Annotated in this window: 1 protein-coding gene; it reads right to left on the bottom strand. The window is 46.2% G+C overall.

The genetic code is table 11. From position 1 onward, the window contains the following. Positions 1-273: 273 nt before the first annotated feature. A partial coding sequence (locus tag F6K53_RS39415) for a Calx-beta domain-containing protein (RefSeq protein WP_293085399.1) occupies positions 274-1854 on the bottom strand: 1581 nt, incomplete at its 5' end.

The raw sequence follows: 1854 nt of genomic DNA, 5'->3' as shown, positions 1-1854 counted from the left end.
GTTCTACTCTGATAGTTCAGCAATTTTTGGTGGACGTGAGTTGGCAGAAATTGGCGATCGCGTTTAAGCCAAATCCTTTTGAGGAATTCTAAAATGGGAAACACACCCAAGAAGGCTTGATCAACAGGAAGGTTTAGAAACATAGAAAAACCCCTTACTCAGCAAGGGGTTTTTTCGGCTCAGCTCACTGGAACTACTGATACCAATTCCGCTGTTTCAGGGTGGTAGTTCTGATGTTTAATCAGCTCAGGTTATGACCCTGTGCAGTATACCTTAGATAAGGTTGGGGTTGAAGCCACCCTGGGGTTGCTCCTCGATGAGCATTGGATTGGTCAATTCAGAGCCATCCAACTCCCAAACAGCAATAGTATTATCGTTGTTCCAGAGGATATCATACTGGCCGTCCTGATTTACGTCTGCAACACCCTGAATGGTCCATTCATCTGAAGGTAGTATTGATAAGGGCTGACCATCCCGTGTAATGATATTACCTTGGACTAGTTCCTTATTAGACATCTGCCATGTGGCAATGTATCCATTATCCGAGTTGTACCAGAGAATCTGCTGTTGCCCATCGCCGCTGAAGTCCGCCACAGCTTGGATTTGCCATCCAGTTGATGATGGTGCTAGTACAGGATCATCGTCTCGTGTAACAAATGCAGCATCCGCTAGTTCGTTGCCATCTATCTCCCATATGCCAACCTCTCCAGTATTCTGGTTGTGCCAGAGAATCTGATCTGGACCATCATCACCATTGAAGTTCCCGGCACCCTGGATTTGCCATCCAGTGTCTTCGGTTATCAGTAAAGGCTGACCATCCCGTTCAATGGTACCCTGATTCACCAGCTGGTCACCATCTATTGTCAAGATAGCAATCTCTCCAGTGTCTGCCTTGTAGGCGAGAATATCATCTTTGGAATCACCGTCAAAGTCAGCAAACTCTTGGATTTCCCATTCCAGGAGGTTGACCTCACCGGCATCAAGCACCATCTCGTTGATTTCCTCACCTTGCACTTGCCAGTATTGAATAGCTCCGGTTACTGTGTTCAGCAAGAACACATCTTGGTTGTCACCGTTGCCATCAAGGTCTCCACTACCTTGAATTTCGAAATTGAGATCCAATGTAGGAAGGGTAACTGTATTTACTTGCTGAGTAGCATCTATCTTCCACAGGATATTCTCTCCTGTCAGTGGATTACGCCAGACAAACCTGGTACTATTGTCAGGAACTGACGAGATGTCATCAGCAATGGTAATCTGAGCAAAGGTTTTGCCAACTAAGTTATAATCTTCGCTGGTGTTTAAGACCAAGTTAACAGTTTCATCACCTTCGTCGATTCGGGAGTCGATTTCTGGAGTGATTTTCAGCTCGACGGAGGACTCACCAGCGGCAATAGTGACTGACCCATTGAGAGTTTCACTGTAGTCATCTGCGGTAGCAGTGCTACCAAAGGTCATGTAACTGACAGTGAGTTCTTCAGTAGTGTCCCCGGAACGAGTGATGGTGATGCTGCCTGGGTCTTGGTCTTTTTCCGCTGCCTCAAGGTCGCTAGCACTGATCGTGACAATCGGGATGTCATTATCAAAAATACTAGCAGTGACTAACCCAACATCCCCCAGGGGATAGTTCACAGTGTCCTCGGATTTGGTAATCTCGTGGCTGATGGTACTTTCGTGATCCCCTTCAACCTCTTGATCATCCAGCCCTCGCACTGTGATAGTTTGAAGTGTTGCCTCATTGAAGGTAAGCACTTGCTCTGAAGCAAAGGTAGTTCCATCTAAACTGATTTCAGTTTGATCATCAGCTTTGATAGTAATTTCTACTTCACCGGTGGGAGTCTTAGTTAACGCAAC

The sequence above is a fragment of the Moorena sp. SIO4A1 genome, assembly GCF_010672065.1.
GTDB lineage: Bacteria > Cyanobacteriota > Cyanobacteriia > Cyanobacteriales > Coleofasciculaceae > Moorena.
The sequence above is the reverse complement of the archived record's forward strand: the minus strand, read 5'-3'. Positions and strand labels throughout refer to the sequence as shown.